Source organism: Promicromonospora sp. NPDC052451 (genome assembly GCF_044547525.1).
Classification (GTDB): Bacteria; Actinomycetota; Actinomycetes; order Actinomycetales; family Cellulomonadaceae; genus Promicromonospora.
Genome location: NZ_JBIUAP010000003.1, coordinates 339534 through 354610, shown reverse-complemented (window position 1 = coordinate 354610; position 15077 = coordinate 339534). Strand labels below are relative to the sequence as shown.

13 protein-coding genes are annotated in these 15077 nt (G+C 72.6%); 1 reads left to right on the top strand and 12 read right to left on the bottom strand.

The features are described from left to right. Window positions 1-20: 20 nt before the first annotated feature. The 12 genes from aroC to ACIG47_RS07230 all read right to left on the bottom strand — a co-directional run bounded on the left by aroC (window position 21) and on the right by ACIG47_RS07230 (window position 13990). Entirely contained in the window at window positions 21-1250 is a 1230-nt protein-coding gene (gene aroC, locus ACIG47_RS07285) for a chorismate synthase (protein ID WP_397418296.1), read from the bottom strand. A 281-nt stretch (window positions 1251-1531) separates the two neighbouring features. Next, a complete protein-coding gene (locus ACIG47_RS07280) occupies window positions 1532-2434 on the bottom strand; it encodes a shikimate dehydrogenase (protein ID WP_397430246.1) in 903 nt (300 codons plus the stop codon). After that, window positions 2434-3603: an endolytic transglycosylase MltG gene (gene mltG / locus ACIG47_RS07275; protein WP_397430245.1), complete on the bottom strand. Its 1170-nt coding sequence runs from the start codon at window positions 3601-3603 to the stop codon at window positions 2434-2436. Before mltG (ACIG47_RS07275) ends, ACIG47_RS07280 begins: the two co-directional genes overlap by 1 nt. 198 nt (window positions 3604-3801) lie before the next feature. Then, on the bottom strand, window positions 3802-4935 hold the full coding sequence (gene mltG, locus ACIG47_RS07270) for an endolytic transglycosylase MltG (protein WP_397430244.1): 1134 nt from the start codon (window positions 4933-4935) through the stop codon (window positions 3802-3804). Window positions 4936-4970: 35 nt separating this feature from the next. Continuing rightward, complete coding sequence (ruvX, locus tag ACIG47_RS07265) at window positions 4971-5555, bottom strand: Holliday junction resolvase RuvX (protein WP_397430243.1); 585 nt, start codon at window positions 5553-5555, stop codon at window positions 4971-4973. Next, on the bottom strand, window positions 5555-8248 hold the full coding sequence (gene alaS, locus ACIG47_RS07260) for an alanine--tRNA ligase (RefSeq protein WP_397430242.1): 2694 nt from the start codon (window positions 8246-8248) through the stop codon (window positions 5555-5557). Before alaS ends, ruvX begins: the two co-directional genes overlap by 1 nt. Window positions 8249-8464: 216 nt before the next feature. Then, on the bottom strand, window positions 8465-8719 hold the full coding sequence (locus ACIG47_RS07255; protein ID WP_397418308.1) for a hypothetical protein: 255 nt from the start codon (window positions 8717-8719) through the stop codon (window positions 8465-8467). Beyond that, window positions 8716-9132 (bottom strand): DUF948 domain-containing protein, encoded by a 417-nt coding sequence (locus ACIG47_RS07250; protein ID WP_397418310.1) that lies wholly within the window; start codon window positions 9130-9132, stop codon window positions 8716-8718. Before ACIG47_RS07250 ends, ACIG47_RS07255 begins: the two co-directional genes overlap by 4 nt. A 187-nt stretch (window positions 9133-9319) precedes the next feature. Further along, a complete protein-coding gene (gene rpsD / locus ACIG47_RS07245; RefSeq protein ID WP_119145706.1) occupies window positions 9320-9946 on the bottom strand; it encodes a 30S ribosomal protein S4 in 627 nt (208 codons plus the stop codon). A gap of 230 nt (window positions 9947-10176) precedes the next feature. Further along, complete coding sequence (locus ACIG47_RS07240) at window positions 10177-11571, bottom strand: replication-associated recombination protein A (protein WP_397418342.1); 1395 nt, start codon at window positions 11569-11571, stop codon at window positions 10177-10179. A gap of 12 nt (window positions 11572-11583) precedes the next feature. Beyond that, entirely contained in the window at window positions 11584-12768 is a 1185-nt protein-coding gene (locus ACIG47_RS07235; protein WP_397430241.1) for an AI-2E family transporter, read from the bottom strand. 4 nt (window positions 12769-12772) lie between these two features. After that, on the bottom strand, window positions 12773-13990 hold the full coding sequence (locus ACIG47_RS07230) for an AI-2E family transporter (protein ID WP_397430240.1): 1218 nt from the start codon (window positions 13988-13990) through the stop codon (window positions 12773-12775). A gap of 148 nt (window positions 13991-14138) precedes the next feature. Here ACIG47_RS07230 and ACIG47_RS07225 point away from each other — a divergent pair, with 148 nt between their 5' ends. Next, on the top strand, window positions 14139-15005 hold the full coding sequence (locus tag ACIG47_RS07225) for a prephenate dehydrogenase (protein ID WP_397430239.1): 867 nt from the start codon (window positions 14139-14141) through the stop codon (window positions 15003-15005). Window positions 15006-15077 lie beyond the last annotated feature (72 nt).

The following is a 15077-nucleotide window of genomic DNA, read 5'->3' as shown; positions in this document are numbered from 1 at the left end:
CCTGGTGCCGGTCGCGCCGCTCACCTCAGCAGCTCCGGGATGGCCGCCACGTACGAGTCGAGGTTGCGGCGCACCTCGGCCACGGAGTCGCCGCCGAACTTCTCGACGGCGGCCTCGGCCAGGGTGAGCGCGACCATGGCCTCGGCGACGACGGCGGCCGGCGGCACCGCGCACACGTCGGACCGCTGGTGGTGGGCGGTGACGGGCTCGCCGGTGGCGGTGTCGACGGTCGGCAGGGCGCGCGGCACGGTCGAGATGGGCTTCATCGCGGCGCGCACCCGGACGATCTCGCCGTTGGACATGCCGCCCTCGATGCCGCCCGCGCGGTTGGTGGTGCGCTGGATGCCGGGCTGCCCGTCCGGTGCCGTGCCGCGCACGATCTCGTCGTGGGCGGCGCTCCCCCGCCGGCGGGCGGTGCGGAAGCCGTCGCCGACCTCGACGCCCTTGATCGCCTGGATGCCCATGAGCGCGGCGGCCAGCTTCGCGTCGAGACGGCGGTCGCCCTGCACGTACGTGCCGAGGCCCGACGGCACACCGTAGGCCAGCACCTCGACGACGCCGCCGAGCGTGTCGCCGTCCTTCTTCGCCAGGTCGATCTCCTCGACCATGAGCTTCGAGGACGCCGCGTCGAGGCAGCGCACCGGGTCGGCGTCGAGCGCGGCGACGTCGTCCGGGGTCGGCAGTGCGGCGTCGTCGGGCACCTCGGCCTCGCCGATGGCGACCACGTGCGAGACGAGCCGGATGCCGAGCGCCTGCTCCAGGAACTTCGCGGCGGCCACGCCGAGCGCCACCCGGGCCGCGGTCTCGCGGGCGGAGGCGCGCTCCAGCACCGGACGCGCGTCCTCGAAGCCGTACTTGCGCATGCCGACCAGGTCGGCGTGCCCGGGTCGCGGCCGGGTCAGCGGGCGGTTGCGGGCCACCTCGCGCTCGTCGCCGGTGCCGGCGTCGACCAGGAGCGCCTCGGCGGGCACCGGGTCGGCCGACATGACGTCGGTCCACTTGGGCCACTCGGTGTTGGCGATCTCGATGGCGAGCGGGCCACCCTGCGTGAGCCCGTGACGCAGGCCGCCGAGCACCCGCACCTGGTCCTGCTCGAACTTCATCCGGGCACCGCGGCCGTAGCCGAGACGGCGGCGCGCGAGGGCGCCCTGGATGTCCGACGTGGTCAGCTCCACGCCCGCGGGCAGACCCTCCATCACCCCGACCAGGGCCGGACCGTGCGACTCACCCGATGTCAACCAACGCAGCATGGTCGGATTGTTTCACGCGCATGACGGACCCGGCGCCCCGGTCCGGTGGGCGACACACCGAGGCCGGCGTGATCGGGCACCGGCGTGTCGCCGCCGGGGAAGGGTGCCCGCGCAACTGCGTCACGGAGAGTAGACAACGTCTACGGTGCGTGACACAGCTGGGCGGGCCCACTGGGCTCGGCCGGCCTGCCTCGCGCCCGTGCATCATGCCCGACGCCCTCTCGTCGCCGGTTGCCATCGCCCGTGGCCGTGGGTATCGGCGAGACGCCGGCACGGACCCGTCAGTGCGAGAGGGCCGCCCGGAGCGCCTCGTCCATGGCCGCCAACGGCGCCGGACGGCCCGTCATGAGGCGCACCTGCTCGGCCGCCTGGTGCAGCAGCATCCGCTCGCCCCCGACCGCGGGTGCGCCGAGCGCCGTCCACGCGCTCTGGAGCACGGTGGGCCGCGGGTCGTAGACCACGTCGAGCAGCACACCGCGGGGGCCGCCTGCGGACGGACCCGACGCCGCGCCGGAGACGTGGTCGGCGAGCAGGGACGCCCACGTGTCGGCCGCGTACTTCGGCGTCGTGGAGACGACGGCGTCCGCGGCGGCCAGGGCGGACGTCGTCGTCTTGTCGTCGAACACCTCGAACGACGGCGCCACGCCCATGCGGGCCACGGCCTCGCGCAGCGGGCCGATCCGGTCAAGGGACCGCACGAACACCCGCGGCGCGGCGCAGCCGAGCTCGGCCAGCGCCGCGACGGCGGAGGCGGCCGTCGCTCCCCCGCCCAGGACGACGGCGTCCGCCACACGGCGCGCGCCGAGGCCCTCGCGCAGCGCCGCCACGATGCCGTGCACGTCCGTGTTGGTGCCCGTCCGGATCACCGTGCCGCGGACGGTCGAGAAGAGCACCGTGTTGACCGCACCCACGGCCTGCGCGAGCGGCTCCACGTGGTCGAGCAGCGGGATGACGACCTGCTTGAGCGGCATGGTCAGGCTCAGCCCGGCCCAGCCCTGGTCGAGCCCGTCGAGGAAGCCCGCCAGGTCGTCCTCGGTGACGTCGTGGAGGCCGTACGCCCAGCCGTCCAGGCCGAGGGCGCGGTAGGCCGCGGTGTGCAGCACCGGGGACAGCGAGTGGGCCACGGGATGACCGAGCACGGCGGCGCGGCGCCCGCCGGCGGGGGTCGTCAGGTCGTCCGTCATCAGTACCCGTTCTCCGCGGCCCAGGCCTGGTACTCCTCGCGGAACTCCAGGAACTCGTCGTAGTCGTCGGTGAACTTCGTCTCCTGCGAGTCCAGGTTCACGGTGACGTACCAGCGCCACGGGCCGGCAGGTGGATTGAGCACCGCTTCCACCGACGCCCTGCTCGGCGCACCGATCGCCGTCGGCGGCAGCCCCGGGACCACGCGCGAGGCGTACGGGAACGACTCGTCCTGGAACTCCTCGGTGGTGATCAGGTGGGACGGCTTCTTGCGCCCGTAGGAGTCGATGGCGTCCAGGCCGAGCGGCTCGTTCGCCGCGAGCCGGTTCTCGATCACGCGGGCGACCTGGCCGCGGTACTCGTCGGGCGCCTCGCGCTCCACCAGCGACGCCTTGATGATCACGTCGTTCCACTGGGCAGGCGGCACCTCGAGCTCCTTGAGCTCGCTCACGGTGAGCGCCACCATCTGCTTGAGCACGTCCGCGGCGGGCACGGTGCCCGGCTTGGCGTCGTAGGTGCTGGCCGCGAGCCAGCCCTCCAGGTGCCCGCCGGCCTCGGCCGGCAGACCCAGCCCCTGGGGGTCGTCCAGTGCCGCCCTGACGTCCTGCTCGGGCCAGCCCGCCTCGACCATCGTCTCCCGGATCTGCGCCACGGTGTGCCCCTCGACGACCGTCAGGCCGCCCCGGACCACCGCGTTCGTCGCCAGCAGCGCGACGGCGGACTCCGCGCTCATGTGCAGCCTCAGCTCGTGCGTGCCGGGCTGGATCGCCGCGGCGTCCGGGTTCGCGTTGAACGCCCGGACGAACGCCTCCGAGCTGGCCACCACGTCCTGCTCGACGAGCTCGGCCGCGATCGAGTACCCGTTGGCCCCCTCGGGCACCTCGACGTCGACCGGTTCGCCGCCGGTGCCCTCGTAGTCCGCGGCGGCCAGGGGCGTGCGGATGCCGAAGAGGTAGCCGTCGTTCTTCACGGTCCACGCGCCGAGGGCGCCGAGCACCACGAGCACCGCGACCACGGCGATGATCAGCGGGCGGCGCGACCGCTTCGGGCGCCGGTCCCGCCGGCTCGCCCGGCCCCCCGGGCGGGTGTCGCGCTCCGTGCGCCGTCCACGCTGGCCGCTGGCGTGCCGCGGTGGCCCCTCATAGCTCACTCCGGGAAGGGCCTCGGTCACGCTCGCTCCGTCCTCTGTGCTGCGCGAATCACTCGTTGATCCGCGCCTGGTCACCATCGGGGTCCATGACACGCCAACAAGATGTCACGATCACATCACAGCCCGGGTGCCGCGAACGCTACCCCGAGCGGACCATTCCCGGCCAACTCCCGGGATTCGCCCGCGCGGTCCGCCGGGAATGCCGGCGGACCTGCGACGTCACTGGTTGGCCTTCTCCCACTCCCGCAGCTCCGCGACGTACTGCTGGTGCTCGTCGAAACCCTCGGCGAACTTGGTCTCGCCGGTGTCGAGGTTGACCGTGACCCAGAACTTCCAGTTGCCGGGGGCCGGGTTCAGCACGGCGTCCACCGCGACCTCACCGGGGTTGGCGATCGGCCCGGGCGGCAGCCCCGTGTGCTGATAGGTGTTGTACCGGTTCTTCGCGTTGTTCGTGTCGGCACGGGTCAGCTCGGTGCCGGGCTTGCCCGCCCCGTACGCGACCGAGGCGTCGATCTGGAGCGCCATGTCGTCCGCGAGCCGGTTCTCGATCGCCCGCGCGATCTTCGGCTTGTCCTCGGCGTGCAGGCCCTCGCGCTCCACCAGCGACGCCTTGGTCAGCACCGTCTGCCAGTCGCTGCGGTCGACGTTCTTCTCCTGGAGCATCCGCACCGTCCGGTCCACCATCTGCGACAGCAGCCCGGCGGCCGTGGCGTCCGGCTTGGCCATGTACGCGTCCGGGTACAGCCAGCCCTCGGCCTTGCCCTTGGCCTGCTTCGGCAGCCCGATCTTCTCCGGGTCGGCCAGCGCGGCCTCGAAGTCCTCCGCCGGGAGCCCGGTGACCTGCACGGCCCGCTCCACGACCTGCTCCACCGTGTACCCCTCGGGGATGGTGACCTGCAGGTCCACCAGCTCGTTCTTGACCAGGAGCGCCACGGCGTCCTCGGCCGACATCTCCTCGAGCATCGTCCGCGTGCCCGGCCGGATCAGCACCGAGTCCGGGTTGGCCTCGAACGCCGTCGAGAAGGCCGACACGCTCGCGACCACTCCGGCCTCGTACAGGGCCTCGCCCATCGCCTGACCCGTGGCCCCCTGGGGGATCTCGACGTCCACCTGGTCGCCGCCGGGTCCCGGAAAGTCCTTCGACGCGAGCGGGCTGGTCAGCCCCGTCAAGGAGTCGAGGTTGGTCCACACCGCGTAGCCGGACCCGCCCACCAGCACGAGGGCCACGAGGAGCACGAGGACGGAACGTCCCCGCCGGCGCTTGCGCCGACGCTGCGCACGCCGGCCGGATCGCGGTTCAGGGAACGCGGGGTCTGCCTGGCTCGGCGGGGGCGCCGTGAAGAGGTCCGTCACCTCAGGCTCACTGTCCTTCGTCGGGGGTGCTGGGGTCAGTCGTGCGTGTCGTGCACGGTCCGCACCTCGACGAGCTCGCCGGCGCGCTCCCCCTTCGCCCGCTCCGCGTCAAGTGCGGATTGCAGAATGATAACGGCTGCGGCCTGATCAATCACGGACCTGTGCCGCTTGGTTTTCCGGCCCGCCGCGCTGAGCGCCTGGTGGGCGGAGACCGTGGTCATCCGCTCGTCCACGAGACGCACCTCAGCCTGCTCGTGCGCGGCCTCCAGGGCCGTGACCAGGCGTTTCGCGAAGGCGCGGGCGTCAGCCGTCGCGGCGCCCTCCTTGCCGGACAGGTGCCGGGGCAGACCCACGTACACGACGGCAGCGAAGCGCTCGGCTGCCTCGGCCACGATGCGCTCGACGTCCGCCGTGGTGCCCTCGGCGCTCCGCGGTGCCTTGCCGCCGCCCTTGCCGCTCCCGTTGCCGGGTGCCGCCAGCACCCGCGGCACGGTCTCCACGGGGGTGGCGACCAGACCGTCGGGGTCGCTGGCGGCCAGCCCGATCCGGGCCATGCCGACGTCGACCCCGAGCCGGGCCCCGCGCGGGAGCCCGGGCTCGGAGCCTGCCTGCTCGCTCATCAGGCGCCGACGGCGACCAGACGGACGCCCTCGGCGATACCGGCCAGGGCCTCGCCGAGCTTGGCCGGGTCGGTGCCGCCGCCCTGGGCCATGTCCGGCTTGCCGCCGCCACCGCCACCCAGCGTCTGGGCGGCGGTGCGCACCAGGTCGCCGGCCTTGTAACCGGCCGCACGGGCGGCGGCGTTGGTCACGACCACCACGACCGGGCGGCCACCCGACACACCACCGGCGGCAGCGACGACGGGCTCGGCCTCGCCGAGGCGGCCACGCACGTCGAGCACGAGGGCACGGAGGTCGTCGGCCTGGGCCTCGCCGGCGTCGTGCGTGACGACGCGCACGTCACCCACGCGCGGCGCCTCGGCGGCGAGCTTGCCGGCCACGGCCAGGAGCTGTCCCTGACGCAGCGCGGCCAGCTCCTTCTCGGCTTCCTTGAGCCGCGTCACGAGCGAGCCGACCCGCTCGTGCAGGTCCTCGGGACGCGTGTTCAGCAGACCGCTGAGCTGACCCACCAGGGCGTGCTCCTTGGCCTGGAAGCCGTAGGCGCCGTCACCCACCAGGGCGTCCACGCGGCGGACGCCCGAGCCGATGGACGACTCGCCCAGCAGGGTGACCCGGCCGAGCTGGCCGGTCTGCTTGACGTGCGTGCCGGCGCACAGCTCGCGCGACCAGTCCCCACCGATCGAGACCACGCGCACGACGTCGCCGTACTTCTCGCCGAACAGCGCCATCGCACCGGCCTCGCGGGCCTTGGCGATGGGCATGAGCTCGTCGGTGACCTCGAGGTTGTCGGCGAGGCGCACGTTGACGCGCTCCTCGATCTCCGTCAGGGCGGAGGCCGAGACGGCGGTCGGCGAGCGGAAGTCGAACCGGATGCGGCTCGGGGCGTTCTCCGAGCCGGCCTGCGTACGGTCCGGACCCACGAGCTCGTGCAGCGCCTTGTGGATCATGTGCGTGGCCGAGTGGGCCCGGCTGATGGCCTTGCGGCGGGCCGTGTCGATCTGCGCCGTGCCCGGGTCGCCCAGGGCGGCCGTGCCCTCGATCAGGCGGCCGCGGTGCACGTTCAGGCCCTTGATGGGCCGCTGCACGTCGTCCACCTCGATGGTGGCGCCGCTGTCGAGCACGATCGTGCCGTGGTCGGCGAGCTGGCCACCGGCCTCGGCGTAGAACGGAGTGCGGTCCAGGACCACCTCGATCTCGGCCGGGGCGGTGACGGCAGGGGCGGGCACACCACCGCTGAGCAGGCCCACGACGCGCACGGTGGCGTCGGTCTGCGTGTAGCCGAGGAACTCGACGGGAGCGGTGAGCTCCTTCTCCAGGGCCTCGTAGGCGGCGACGTCGGCGCCGCCGGTGCGCTTGGCCAGCGCGTCGGCGCGGGCGCGGGTGCGCTGCTCCTGCATGAGCGAGCGGAAGGCCTTCTCGTCCACCTGGACGCCCTGCTCGGCGGCCATCTCCAGGGTCAGGTCGATCGGGAACCCGTAGGTGTCGTGCAGCTGGAAGGCGGCCTCGCCGGGCAGGACCAGGTTGTCGCCGCCCTGCTTCTTCAGGCCGGCCACGGCGCTGTCGAGGATGGTGGTGCCGGAGGCGAGCGTGCGCCGGAAGGCCTCCTCCTCGGCGTAGGCGACGGCCGAGATCTGCTCGAAGTTCTGCTCGAGCTCGGGGTAGGAGGGAGCCATGGCATCCTTCGACACCGGCAGCAGCGACGGCAGGGCGACGCCGTCCACGCCCAGCAGGCGCATGGCGCGCACGGAACGGCGCAGCAGGCGACGCAGCACGTAGCCGCGGCCCTCGTTGGAGGGGCGCACGCCGTCGCCGATGATCATCAGGGCCGAGCGGACGTGGTCGGCCACGACGCGCATCCGCACGTCGTCGTCGTGGTTCTCGCCGTACTTCTTGCCGGACAGCTTCTCGGCGGCCTCGATGACGGGGAAGACCTCGTCGATCTCGTACATGTTGTCCTTGCCCTGCAGCAGGAAGGCAACACGCTCCAGGCCCATGCCCGTGTCGATGTTCTTCTTGGCGAGCTCACCGACGATGCGGAAGTCCTCCTTGGACTTCACGTCGTCGATGGCGTACTGCATGAACACCAGGTTCCAGATCTCGACGAAGCGGTCGCCGCCCTCGTCGACCAGCGGGCCGCCGTCCGGGCCGTAGGCGGCGCCCCGGTCGTAGAAGATCTCCGAGCAGGGGCCGGCCGGGCCGGGCTGGCCGGTGGACCAGTAGTTGTCCTTCTTGCCGAGGCCCTGGATGCGCTCGTCGGGCAGACCGACGATGTCCTTCCAGAGCTGCCGGGCCTCGTCGTCCTCGTGGTAGACGGTGACCCACAGCTTGTCGGGGTCGATCCCCAGCTTGCCGTCCTCCAGGGAGCCCGTCAGGAAGTCCCAGGCGTACCGGATGGCGTCGGCCTTGAAGTAGTCGCCGAACGAGAAGTTGCCGTTCATCTGGAAGAACGTGCCGTGCCGCGTCGTCTTGCCCACGTCGTCGATGTCCAGGGTGCGCACGCACTTCTGCACGCTGGTGGCGCGCGTCCACGGCGGGGTCTGCTGGGCCGTCATGTACGGGATGAACGGCACCATGCCCGCGATGGTGAACAGCGTCGACGGGTCCGGGGAGATCAACGACGCCGACGGCACCACCGCGTGACCCTGAGCTTCGAAGTAGTCGAGCCAACGCTTGCGGATCTCGGCGGTGCGCATGAGGTCAGTGGTCCTTCTTCTCGGTCGTGCGGAGAGGGGTGTGCTGCTGCGGCGTGTGCTGCCGCGCGCGCCGGTCACCAGGGGTGCCCGGGCGTGACTCCTATTCTGCCGCCGCGAGGGGCGCAGACGGAAACTGAAAGACGTGCCCTGTGGACAACACGGCTGGTGGGGTCGTTATGCCTGGCCACGCAGCCCACGTAGGGCCTGCCGTGCTCGTTACCGGGCCTGGTCCGGCAGCTCGCCCCGCAGGGACGCCATCAGCTCGGCCTCCCGCTCGGCACGGGCGGCGGTGAACTCCGAGCGGAACGTGCGGGCCATCGTGGTCACACGGGCGCCGGCGTCGTCCACCGCGGCCGCGGCGCGCTCGCTGACGGACGCGGGCGTGTACCGCTCGACGACCTGGCGGCCCTTGCGGATGACGACCACCGTGACCGCCACGCCGACGCCCACCCAGAACAGCCGGCGGATCATGCCCGCGCCCCGGTCGCGTCGTCGGGCCGCCCCGCGTCGGTGTGCCGGCCGGACCGGTCCCGGGCCCGGCCGAACGCCTGGCGCACACCGTAGGAGAACGCGGCGACCTTCACCAGCGGCTTGCCCAGGGTCGCCGCGTAGAGGCCGGTCAGCGCGGACACGTTCTCGCTGACGTTGGCGGCCGACGTGGTGATCGTGTCGACACGGACGAGCTGGGTGTTGGCCGACGCGACGGTGGTCGCCGCCTCGTCGAGGATCGGCACCGAGTGCTCCGTGACGTCCCGGACGCTCACCCGCGCCTCGTCCAGCAGCTTGCCCAGCTTCCACAACGGGACGGCGAGGAAGCCCACGAGGAGCACGAACGCGATCGCCGCGATCAGTCCCGCCACGTCTCCGAGGTCGCCGAGGGTCATGCGCAAGCTCCTGCCTGAAGGTCCGCAGATGTCCGGCACAGGTGTCTGCCGGGGGTCGACGATCACCCTATCCCGCTCCCGCCCACCCGCGCCCGTCACCCCTGAGCCCGGCGTGCCGGGCACGGAAAAGCAGACGGCCCCGTCCGCGCCGTGGCGCGGACGGGGCCGTCCGGAAGTGCTGGTGAGATCAGCGAGCGTAGTACTCGACGACCATCTGCACGTCGCAGGTCACGGGGACCTCGGCGCGCTTCGGCTGGCGGGTCAGCGTGGCCGACAGCTTCTCGAGCTGCACGTCCAGGTAGCCCGGCAGAGCCGGCAGCACGTCGCGGTGGGCGCCGGCGGCGGCGACCTGGAACGGCACCGTGGTCTGGCTCTTCGGCTTGACCTGGATGGTCTGGCCCGGCTTCACGCGGAACGAGGGGCGGTCGACGATCTTGCCGTCCACCAGGATGTGACGGTGCGTCACGTGCTGGCGGGCCTGCAGGATGGTGCGGCCGAAACCGGCGCGCAGCACGAGCGAGTCGAGACGCGTCTCCAGGTCCTCGACCATGACCTCACCGGTCAGGCCGGCCTGCTTGCGGGCGTTCTCGTACACCTTGAGGAGCTGCTTCTCGCGGAGCATGTACTGCGCACGCAGACGCTGCTTCTCGCGCAGACGCACCGCGTAGTCCGACTCGGTGCGGCGACGGGCACGGCCGTGCTCACCCGGCGGGTAGGGGCGCTTCTCGAAGTGCTTGACAGCCTTGGGCGTGAGCGCGAGGCCCAGCTTGCGGCTCAGTCGCACCTGGCGGCGCGAACGGGTCACAGAAGTCACTGTGTCTTCCTGTCCTTGAGTTACGAAAGAGGTCACACCCGGACACGGGTCTCCCCCGCAGGGGAACCGCACCGGGTGCGGGACCAGCCGATGGAGCGCGGCGAACGCCACGATCACGGGGCCGAGGTCCCAGGGGCTGCCATGGGCAACCCGAGAATCTTACCGCACGTCAGCGCCTGTGCCCGCCGTGCGCCCCGTCACCGTGCCCCGAGCCGGTCCCGAGGGTGTCGTCACCGCCGCTCGTCCTCGCTGCCCAGGATCCCCCGGATCCGCTCGAGGCGCTCCGACACCTGCCGCTCGTAGCCGCGGTCGCTCGGGTCGTAGTAGCGCGAGCCCGCCAGCACGTCCGGCAGGTACTGCTGCGGGGCCACACCGTGCGGCCAGTCGTGGGCGTACCGGTAGCCCTCGCCGTGGCCCATCTTCTTGGCACCGGCGTAGTGCGCGTCGCGCAGGTGCTGCGGCACGGTGCCCACCTTGCCCGCGCGCACGTCCGCGAGCGCCGCGTCGACCCCGAGGTAGGCGGCGTTCGACTTGGGCGCCGTGGCCAGGTGCACCACGGCCTCGGCGAGCACGATGCGCCCCTCGGGCATGCCGATGAGCTGCACGGCCTGGGCCGCGGCGACCGCCGTCTGCAGCGCGGAGGGGTCGGCCATGCCGATGTCCTCCGCGGCGGAGATGACCAGGCGCCGGGCGATGAACCGCGGGTCCTCCCCTGCGGCGACCATCCGGGCCAGGTAGTGCAGCGCGGCGTCGACGTCCGAGCCGCGGATGGACTTGATGAAGGCCGAGATGACGTCGTAGTGCTGGTCGCCGTCCCGGTCGTAGCGGACGGCGGCCACGTCGACGGCGCGCTCGACGTCGGCCAGGCCGACGCGCGGGACGTCACCCTCGCCGGGCGCGCCCCCGTCCGCCGGGCCGTCGGACAGGACGGCGCCGGCGGCCGCCTCCAGGATCGTGAGCGCCTTGCGGGCGTCGCCGCCGGCCAGGCGCAGGAGGTGCTCGGTGGCCTCGTCGTCGAGCTCGACCGACCCGCCCAGGCCGCGCTCGTCGGTCACGGCGCGGCGGACGAGCGCGCGGACGTGCTCGGTCTCCAGCGGCTTGAGCGTGAGCAGCAGGGAGCGGGACAGCAGCGGCGAGTTGACGGAGAAGCTCGGGTTCTCGGTGGTGGCCGCCACGAGGGTGACCCAGCGGTTCTCGACGCTGGGCAGCAGCGCGTCCTGCTGCGACTTGGAGAAGCGGTGCACCTCGTCGACGAACAGCACCGTCTCGTCGCCGCCCGTCGCCAGCCGGCGCCGCGCGTCCTCGACCACCTGGCGTACGTCCTTGACGCCGGCGGTGACGGCGCTGAGCTCCACGAAGCGGCGGCCCGAGACGGTGGCCACGAGGTAGGCCAGCGTGGTCTTGCCCGTGCCGGGCGGCCCCCAGAGGATCACCGAGGACGGGGCCGTGCGCCCGTTCCCCCCGGGTTCGATGAGCCTGCGCAGGGGCGACCCCGGCTCCAGCAGGTGCCCCTGTCCGGCTATCTCGTCGATCGAGGCCGGGCGCATCCGCACGGCAAGGGGCGACGACGCACGGGGCGCGGGGGTGCCCGCGGTGTCGGTCGTCGCGGCGTCGAACAGATCCACCATGCCCTCAGCCTACGGAGGACCACCGACATCCCGTGCCTCGGGGTCGCCGGGCGGGGCGTCCTGCACCGGGCCGGCGCCGTCCTCGTCCGCCGGGAGCATCGGGTCCGGCGGCTTGCGCAGCGTGCTGAACACCGCCCAGGCCACCGCGATGAGCGGGACGGCGACGATCGCACCGAGGATGCCGCCCACGACCGTGCCGCTCGTGACGCCGAGGGCGACCACCACGGGGTGCAGGGACACCTGCTTGCCCATGATGAGCGGCTGCAGCACGTGCCCTTCGAGCTGTCCGATCCCGGCGATGCCGAGCGTGACGATGAGCGCGGTCAGCAGCCCGTCCGCCGCGAGCGCCACGACGGCGGCGATGATCATCGCCAGCGGCGCGCCGACCAGCGGGATGAAGGTGCCGATGAACACGAGCACGGCCAGGGGTGCCGCGAGCGGCACGCCGAGGATCGACAGGAAGATGCCGGCGAGGATGCCGTTGCTGATGGCCACGAGCACGGTGCCGCGGGTGTAGCCGGAGAAGGTGTACCAGCCGACGCCCGCGGCGTCGCGCCACCGGGTGCGGGTGCGGGCGGGCACCTGGGAGACGAACCAGCGCCACATGGCGCCGCCCGAGGCCAGGAAGAAGACGGTGCAGAAGATCGCGAGCACGAGCACCGCGACCCCCTCGACGATCGAGCCGGCGCTCTCGGCGGCGCGGCTCACGAGGGTCTGGGAGTTCTCCTGGATCCAGTTGGCGGCGTCGTCGATCCACTGGTCGCGGGTGTCCACCTCGACGTTGACCGGGAAGGGGTTGTTCTCGATCAGGTCGACGATCTGGTCGATGCCGGTGTTGAACTCCCCCGCGAGCCGTTCCCACTGGCCTGCGACCGACACGACCACGTAGGTCAGGAGCCCGCCGATGACCAGGATGCCGGACAGGATCGCGCCGGCGGTCGCCAGGGCACGAGGCATGACCCGGGAGTAGAGGTCGGTGAGCGGGTTGAGCACCGCGGTGAAGACCAGCGCCAGGAACACTGCCACGAAGACGATGAGCACCTGCGTGACCGCCCAGAACACCAGGGCGACCCCGGCGACGACCAGGATCAGGCGCCACGACCACCCGGCGGCGGTGCGCAGCCAGGGCGGCGGTGCGGAGTCGTACGGCGACGCGTGGTGCGCGACGTCGGTTCGTGGTGCAGGGTCGGGCACCGAGTCAGTCTGCCTCATCCGCGGACGGCGCGCCCTGTGCCGCCCCTGCGGCCTCGCCCGGTGCCGCCGGTGCCGCCGGTGCGGTCGCGCGGAGCGTGCTGAACACCGCCCAGGCCACGCCGGTGAGCGGGACGGCGACGACGGCACCGAGCAGCCCGCCCAGGACCGACCCGGCGGCCACGACCAGCGCCATCACGACGGGGTGCAGCGACACCTGCTTGCCGGTGATCAGCGGCTGGAGCACGTTCGCGTCGATCTGCGCGACGACGACCATGCCGATGAGCACCACGAGCGCGAGCACGGGGCCCTTGGCGGCCAGTGCGACGAGCACGCTGACGACGATGGCGGCGACCGGGCCGATCATCGGCACGAAGGCGCCGAGGAACACGACGACCGACAGCGGCAGCGCCAGGGGCACGCCCACGACGGACAGGAAGATGCCGGCGATGACGCCGTCGGCCAGGGCGACGAAGAACATGCCGCGGGTGAAGCCGGAGAACGCGTTCCAGCCGGCGAGCGCGGCGGCCTCCCAGCGGTCGTGCCGCTCGGCGGGCACGAAGCCGAGCGCCCAGCGCCACATGGCCCCGCCCTGGGTCAGGAAGAAGACGGTGCAGAAGATGGCGAGCACGACGGCGGTCGCGCCCTCGCCGATGGTCCCGGCGCTCTCGGCGGCGGTGCCCGCGTAGTCACCGGCGTTGGCCTGGAGCCAGGCGCCGCCGTCGGCCAGCCACTGTTCGGGGCCGCCCAGGTCCGCCAGGACGGGGACGCCGGAGACGAGCCCGGCGAGATCGGTCAGGCCGGTGCCGAACTCGGTGGCGAGCTCCTCCCACCGGCTGGTGACGGAGGTGACCACGTAGGTCACGAGCGCGCCGACGGCGAGCACGGCGGTCAGCAGCGACGCCGCCATGGCCAGCCCGCGGGGCATGGCGCGGTCGTAGAAGTCGCCGAGCGGCAGCAGCACGGTGGTGAACACGAGCGCGAGGAACAGGGCGACGAAGACGACCTGCACGAGGCTGATCACGTAGAAGACGGCCGCCACCGCGACCAGCACGCCCACCAGCCGCCAGGCCAGGTCGCCCGTGGAGCGCAGCCACGGGGTACCGAACGTGGACGGCCGCACCGCCGTGTGGGCCGGAGTGGCGGAGCCCGGGGCCGTGACCTGCGGGGTGGTCGGCGGCTGGGCCGCAGTCGTCGGCGCTACCGTCGGCGCGTTAGCCGTCATCGCCTTGCTCCTGATTTTGTTTTTGGGCGAATTGTCCAGGCGGACGTTAGCGGTACGCCGGTTCGCTCGACAACTCCCCCGGGCACCGCCACACTCGTCGCAGCCGCACCCCCATCGCGCACCCACGACGACCACGAGGAGCACCCCCGTGACGGAAGGCAACAAGACGGCCGGCGTGGTCGGCCTCGGGTTCATGGGCGCGTCGCTCGCGGCGGCGCTGCGCCGCACCGGGGACTTCGAGCGCGTGGTCGGGTACGACAGCGAGCCGGACGCCGCTGGGCGCTCCCTGGACGCCGGCCTCGTCGACGAGGTGGCCGGCAGCGCCGCCGCCCTCGCCGCCGACGCGGACCTTCTGGTGCTGTGCACGCCCGTGCAGCGGATCATCACCTACCTCACCGAGCTCGGCGAGGTGCTGCGGCCGGGGACGGTCGTCCTGGACATCGGCTCCACCAAGCACGCGGTGACGGCCGCCATGGACCAGCTCCTGCCCGAGGGCGTGATCCCGCTCGGGGGCCACCCGATGACGGGTCCGGCCACCGCGGGCGTCACCGAGCCCGACGCCGTGGTCTACGACGGCCGTGTGTTCCTCCTGACCCCGACGCCGCGTACCGACCCGGCCGCGCTGCACTGGTGCACCGGCCTGCTGGAGCGCATCGGCGCACGGGTCGAGGTGCTGGACCCGGAGCGGCACGACCGCCTGGTCGCCGTCGTGAGCCACCTGCCCCGCATGCTCCCGGTGCCGCTGCTCGCCCTGGCCGCCGACGACCCGGACCCGCTCCTGACGCGGCTCCCGGCCGGCGGCTTCCGCGAGAGCACGCGCAAGGCGACCGAGAGCCTCGACATGTGGGTCGACGTGCTGGTGACCAACTCCGGCCACGTCGCGAGCACCCTGCGCGAGTACGCCCGCGCGGTCGAGGTGGTCGCCGACCAGGTGGCCGACGGCGACGAGGCCGCGCTGCGCGCCCTCCTGACCGACGCCGCGCAGCGCTGGAGGTCGCTCTTCGAGCAGCCCTGACCTGATCCGTCCCCGGCACCACCGATGCCCCCGCGACGAGCGGAGCGGGCGTGCAGAGTGAAGGCAGGAAGA

What these genes read in the sequence shown, in the direction of transcription:
- ACIG47_RS07250 (WP_397418310.1), bottom strand. Translation starts at nt 9,132, where the DNA reads ATGACCCTCGGCGACCTCGGAGACGTGGCGGGACTGATCGCGGCGATC.
- ACIG47_RS07280 (WP_397430246.1), bottom strand. Translation starts at nt 2,434, where the DNA reads ATGACGGACGACCTGACGACCCCCGCCGGCGGGCGCCGCGCCGCCGTG.
- aroC (WP_397418296.1), bottom strand. Translation starts at nt 1,250, where the DNA reads ATGCTGCGTTGGTTGACATCGGGTGAGTCGCACGGTCCGGCCCTGGTC.
- ACIG47_RS07255 (WP_397418308.1), bottom strand. Translation starts at nt 8,719, where the DNA reads ATGATCCGCCGGCTGTTCTGGGTGGGCGTCGGCGTGGCGGTCACGGTG.
- ruvX (WP_397430243.1), bottom strand. Translation starts at nt 5,555, where the DNA reads ATGAGCGAGCAGGCAGGCTCCGAGCCCGGGCTCCCGCGCGGGGCCCGG.
- ACIG47_RS07230 (WP_397430240.1), bottom strand. Translation starts at nt 13,990, where the DNA reads ATGACGGCTAACGCGCCGACGGTAGCGCCGACGACTGCGGCCCAGCCG.
- alaS (WP_397430242.1), bottom strand. Translation starts at nt 8,248, where the DNA reads ATGCGCACCGCCGAGATCCGCAAGCGTTGGCTCGACTACTTCGAAGCT.